This is a genomic window from Lonsdalea britannica (assembly GCF_946477055.1).
GTDB lineage: Bacteria > Pseudomonadota > Gammaproteobacteria > Enterobacterales > Enterobacteriaceae > Lonsdalea > Lonsdalea britannica_A.
The window spans coordinates 1-5821 of the sequence record NZ_CAMKXG010000224.1 but is presented as its reverse complement, the minus strand read 5'-3'; the positions used below and the strand labels follow the sequence as shown (position 1 = coordinate 5821).

Here is a 5821-nt window from a genome sequence, read left to right as displayed (position 1 = left end):
ATACGGCGTTTTTGAAGCAGTATACACCTGCTTCAAAAACGCCGTATAGCCTGCCCAATCCTTGGTGCCGAAGGTTTGGGGACGCGGCTCATTCCAGACTTCCCAGTGTTTCACCGTTTCGTGATAGCGGGATACCGTATTTTTGGCATAGTTGGCGAAGTGCTCGGCGTTACCGGCGATAGGGCCGGGATAGACGCGTTCATTGGCGTAATCCAGCACCACCAGCGGTTTGACCTGCAGCTGACTCGCCAGTCGAAGATAGTTGTCCACGTAGTTGGGATAGACGAAACGCGCTTTGCTTTTTTCCACCGTGCTCCACGGGATCTCATCGCGGATCCAGCCGATACCCGCCGCCTGAACGAGCGGCATCGCCTTATTTGCGTCCCAACGCCCCTGGCCGAAATGGGTGTTTACGCCCACCGCATCGTTGAGCGGGCCGACGGGCGGAATGAGCGCGACGTTACGTTCATCGAGCTTCTTATCGTTGCCGTCGATGATGTTGATTTTGTACAGGCCCAGCGCCGGAAACGTGATATCGACGGTAGGCGAAATTGCGCCGCCGTTGTCACTGCTTCGAAGGACTTTTTTGAAGAACGGGATCGCCAGAAGGTTACCAAGATCGTCATATTGATAGGCCTCGATGACCGCCCCGTCGTCAGGCAACCTCTGCAACGCGAAATGCTTGGTCGTAAGATCGCTGTATATATATTTATTGTTATCGCTGAAGTAATCCTGTTCGCTTTTTCCTGCCGCCTGCGCGGCGAAAGAAGCGAAAGCCAAAGATGACAATAAATATAAACACACGGACGTTTTCTTGACGTTCTGCATACTGGCCTCTCACCTACTCAATAGTGGTCCACGAACGGGAAATGCGGCTCAATGACACGACATCGGTACTAACGCGCGACAACAGCGCGATACCTCATGTCCACTCGTTCAGTCTTCGATCCACAGGCTGGCGCATTAAAACCGGCCAGCCTGTGGTTTCAGTCCACGTATTCCCGTGAGGTCTGGCGATCCGCCCGCGTCGCGTTCATTCGACTCACCTGCGGGGTGATAAACCGGAGCCTCACGCAATAAGGCCTACTCGGAAAGCAGCGCCAGAATTTCATCCGTTTTCTGTTTCATCAGCGGGATATCATTCTTCGACTCGACGTTGAGGCGTACCACCGGTTCCGTGTTGGAAGAACGCAGGTTGAAGCGCCAGGTGCCGAAAGACATGCTGATGCCGTCCGTCTCGTCAATCGCCTCTGCCGTCGCGGCATAGTGCGTTTTGACGTTGTTAATCGAGATGGCCGGCTCCGTCAGCGTCACGTTGATTTCACCGGACGAGGGATAGGCTTCGATGCGGGACTTCACCATATCCGCCAGCGGCTGCTGCTTAACGCTTAACAGCTCCGCTACCAGCAGCCACGGGATCATCCCGCTGTCGCAGTAGAAGAAATCGCGGAAGTAATGGTGCGCGCTCATTTCGCCGCCGTAGATCGCATCTTCAGACCGCATACGCTCTTTAATAAAGGCGTGACCGGTTTTCGACATCACCGGCTGGCCGCCGGCGGTGGTGACGATATCCTCGGTATTCCAGCTGAGGCGCGGATCGTGGATGATTTTACTGCCGGGGTTTTTCTTCAGGAACGCTTCGGCCAACAGCCCGACGATGTAATAACCCTCAATGAAGTTGCCCTGATTATCAAACAGGAAGCAACGGTCGAAGTCGCCGTCGAACGCGATCCCCATGTCAGCGCCCGTTTCACGCACGGCGTTCGCGGTATCGGCGCGACACTCAGGAAGCAACGGGTTAGGAATGCCGTTCGGGAAGTGGCCGTCGGGCTGATGGTGAACCTTAATAAATTCAACCGGCACGTTCTTCTGTTTGAATATCGCCTCGATCGCATCAATAACGTGCCCTGCCGCGCCGTTCCCAGAGTTCACGACCAGTTTCAGCGGCGTCAGGTTGTCCAAGCTGATGTAGGACAGAATATGCTCGATGTAGGCCGGAAGCGTATTCTCTTTGCGGTAGCTGCCGCGGGGGCGTCCATCGTTGGAAAATGCGTTGCTTTCCGCAATGCGCTGCACTTCGCGCAGTCCGGTATCGCCGCTGATCGGCCGCGAGTTTTCGCGCACCAGTTTCATCCCGTTGTAGTTGATCGGGTTATGGCTGGCGGTCACTTCAATACCGCCGTCCGTTTTCAGATGCGAGGTGGCGAAATAAATCTCTTCCGTGCCCGACAGACCGATATCGATCACATCGGTGCCCGCATCCTGCAGCCCTTTGGCCAGCGCCAACTTCAGGCTTTCGCTGGTCAAGCGGACATCGCTGCCCAGCACAATCGCTTTAGGCTTCAAATAGTCGCCGTAAGCGCGGCCTATCCGATAAGCGATATCTTCATTGAGTTCTTCGCCCAACTGCCCGCGGATGTCATAGGCTTTAAAGCAGGTCAACTGATCCATTACCGATCCCCTCTCTTAAACGCGACCATAGCGATCTTTCAATCTGACGATGTCGTCTTCCGTTATGTGATGCCCCGAACGTACTTCGATCATGATCAGGTCGATCTGCCCGGGATTTTCCAGCGTATGTACGCTATTCGTCGGGATCACCGTGGACTGGTTCTCCGACAGATAAAATTCTTTGTTATCCACGTTCACTTTTGCGGTACCGCTCACCACCACCCAGTGCTCTGCGCGATGGTAGTGTCGCTGTAGCGACAGCCCCTGGCCCGGATGCACCACGATGCGCTTCACCTGATAACGGTCGCCCGCATCGATATTGGAAATGTTGCCCCACGGGCGGAAGGAGTATTGGTGCTCGCGGAAATGGTGGCAGCCCCGATGTTTCAGCTCTTCGACCACTTTCTTGACGTCCTGAACGCGATCTTTGCGAGAGATCAGCAGCGCATCGTTGGTATTGATCACCACGACGTCGTCCAGTCCGATAGTGGCGACGAGCGCCGATTCGGAAGAGATGTAGTTGTTGCGGGAGTCAAAGGAGATCACTTCCCCTACATTGACGTTGCCGTTTTCATCTTTAGCGGAGACATCCCAGAGCGAAGACCACGAACCGACGTCGCTCCAGCCTGCATCGATGGGGATCACGACCGCATCGCTGGTCTTTTCCATCACGGCGTAGTCGATGGAATCACTCGGGCACTGCGCGAAGCTCTCCGCATCGACGCGGATGAAATCCAAATCTTTCTGGCTGCGTTCGATGCTTTCGCGGGTGATCCGATAGATGTCCGGGCTGTGCTTCTCCAGCTCTTCCAGATATTTTCCCGCCTTGAACAGAAACATGCCGCTGTTCCAGCTGTAGCCGCCATTGGCGACATACGCTTCGGCTTTCGCCAAATCGGGTTTCTCGACAAAGGCATCCACGCGGAAGCAGGAATCCGACAGCCCCTCGCCCTTTTTGATATAGCCATAACCGGTTTCCGGATATTCCGGAATAATGCCAAACGTCACCAGCTGATTATTTGCCGCGTAGTGCACCGCGTCGATAATAGCGGCGTGGAAATGATCTTCTTTCTTAATCAGATGGTCCGCCGCTAATACCAGCAGCAAACTGTCGGGATCGTTCTGATTCGCCAGATGCGCGGCTAAAGCGACGGCCGGTGCGGTATTTTTTCCCACCGGTTCGAGAATAATATTGTTATCAATCTTGTCGATTTCTCTTAATTGCTCGGCGACCAGAAAACGATGATTTTCATTACAGATAACCAGTGGGGGTTTTATCGATATATTTTCGATCCCTTCAATTCTTGTCACCGTGTTTTGCAGCAGACTTCCTACAGATTCGCCAATCGTTAAAAACTGTTTGGGGAATAATTCGCGGGATAAAGGCCATAGACGACTGCCTGTTCCGCCTGCCATTACGACGGGAATAATAGTTAACATAGCGTATCCTGGAAAATATCTGAGTGGAAAAGAAGGCTACTGATTTTTCAGCGTCCGACATTTTGGGTGTCTACCCGCAATAAAAGCCGAGATAAGCAGAAACGTATCACCGAGTTTGAATGCGCACAGATCGGATAACAGTCTTTTCAAAAAGACGTAATACCCTCTGACACTGGGATATTGCCGCGTCGAAATAGCCAGGTCCCATATTCTTTCTTTTCTTCTGAAGTCATTCATTGCCCCTTCCGTTCTGGACAAGGAGTGCATCAAATAGCAAGTCGTGCTCAGCGTGATCGTCACGCCTTTATGGGCCAGCAGATGGATGCGGCGGAAGAAGCTGGTGTCAACGCCATAGAGCGCGTAGTGCTCGTCGAACAATGACAGGCCGTGCTGGCGAAACTTATCGACCAGCGAACGATGAATAATCAGCCCCGAACCGATGGATACCGCAGAAAACGGATCCAGCACTTCGGCATCAGCCACCACGGCATTGTGCGACATGGGGTAATAAGTTTCTTTATCGAAGACCGAAATAATTTTCGGGCACTCCACGTCCGCCGTCCCTTTCAATAGCGCCTGCTGAAATGTTTCGTTAATCGTGGTGTCGTCATCCAGTAAAACAAATTTTTCCGCTTCTGGATGAGATTGAATATAACGATTATAAATTACGCTCAGCGAAGGATTATCCAGACAATTAATCAATTCGACTTTTCCGAAACTTTGTTGAAAAGCATTGGAGGAAGCCGTATCAATGTCGAGCGCCTGCGGACCATTATTATGAATGATCAGCTTAGCGGTTTTAAAGTCATAATCCGCCAGCGTAGATAATGTCGTAGACGCGGCGACCTGTTTATTATAAAGCACTACGACAACGACATAATTGCAATGCATTATAGGTTCCTTTATTACGATGCGCTTTCAACCGACGGCTGAATCAGGGCCGCATAAAAATCATTAACGAAGTCATTTTGATGACGCTGGATTAATGCCTTCAGCGACTCTCGGTAATTATCTTCCCCGCTCGATGTCATATGCTGTAAGGTCACCCGGCTCATTTCGTCGATATTATGACTCTCGAAGAGGAAGGTGGCGTTGAGATAATCCTTAATTCCATCAATCCGGGAAGCAATTATTTTTTTATTCAATAATGCGGCCTCGATCAGCACCAGCGGTACGCCTTCGAATTTGGAGGGGATCACAATCAAATCCGCCTGCGACATAATCGCCAGCATATCGTCGCGGTTTCCCAGCAGCTCAACGTGGTTATGCAGCTGATTCGCTGTAATAAAGTCGCGAATACGCGCTTTATCTTCCCCATCCCCGACCAGAAAGCACTTCACGTTTGGCTGCCGGGCAATCACCGTCTTCAACGCGGTGAGATAGTCGATTTGCCCTTTCTGCTTGTCCAGCAGTCGACCCGGGATCACCAGCGTAAATGTGTCCGGCGGCACAGCGGTAAGCGGCGTAATCGCACGGGCGACGTCGGCCTGCGGCTTACGATCGATATAATTCGCCACCACGTCGACAGGCGTGTCGCGGCCGCTTTTTTGCTGCAGTGACGCTTTGACGGAATCGCTGATGGTGATGTAGCGTGCAGGCAGCCGATAGAGAATGGCGCAGAGCGCATCCTTGAAGACGTTGGTCGCGCTCTTGCCGTACAGCTCAACGTAGCCGTGCGCCATCGGGATATAGGACGTGACAGGAACCGAGATCAGGCGGGCCGCCATGCTGCCCAGATTGCCGATTTCGATGCGTCCCTGAGAAACGATGACGGACGTGGCATGACATTTCTGCAAAATTTTCTTTATTTTCAGTATGTCACCCCACATAAACCAGGTCACCAGCGAGGCAAATTTCACCGTTTTGATCGGCAAAGTGATGATCTGATCGAAATGTCCGTACTCCCGGCAGTACGCCAGGGCCTTGGGGT

The 5821-nt window shown here is 52.5% G+C and carries 5 protein-coding genes; all 5 read right to left on the bottom strand.

What is annotated here, in order from left to right; all coding sequences use genetic code 11:
* Positions 1-804, bottom strand: an 804-nt coding sequence (locus Q7O77_RS13705; RefSeq protein WP_304168318.1) for a hypothetical protein, incomplete at its 3' end; no start/stop codon positions are given.
* Between the two features lie 279 nt (positions 805-1083).
* Complete coding sequence (gene cpsG / locus Q7O77_RS13700) at positions 1084-2451, bottom strand: phosphomannomutase CpsG (protein WP_304168315.1); 1368 nt, start codon at positions 2449-2451, stop codon at positions 1084-1086.
* A 15-nt stretch (positions 2452-2466) separates the two neighbouring features.
* Complete coding sequence (locus tag Q7O77_RS13695; RefSeq protein WP_304168311.1) at positions 2467-3891, bottom strand: mannose-1-phosphate guanylyltransferase/mannose-6-phosphate isomerase; 1425 nt, start codon at positions 3889-3891, stop codon at positions 2467-2469.
* 36 nt (positions 3892-3927) lie between these two features.
* Positions 3928-4782, bottom strand: coding sequence for a glycosyltransferase family 2 protein (locus tag Q7O77_RS13690; RefSeq protein ID WP_304168308.1), 855 nt, complete (start codon positions 4780-4782; stop codon positions 3928-3930).
* A 14-nt stretch (positions 4783-4796) separates the two neighbouring features.
* Positions 4797-5821 (bottom strand): glycosyltransferase (locus tag Q7O77_RS13685; RefSeq protein ID WP_304168306.1); only part of this gene is annotated, 1025 nt, incomplete at its 5' end.

Excerpts from the sequence above, each read along its gene's own strand:
- Q7O77_RS13695 (WP_304168311.1), bottom strand. The coding sequence starts at position 3,891 with ATGTTAACTATTATTCCCGTCGTAATGGCAGGCGGAACAGGCAGTCGT.
- cpsG (WP_304168315.1), bottom strand. The coding sequence starts at position 2,451 with ATGGATCAGTTGACCTGCTTTAAAGCCTATGACATCCGCGGGCAGTTG.
- Q7O77_RS13690 (WP_304168308.1), bottom strand. The coding sequence starts at position 4,782 with ATGCATTGCAATTATGTCGTTGTCGTAGTGCTTTATAATAAACAGGTC.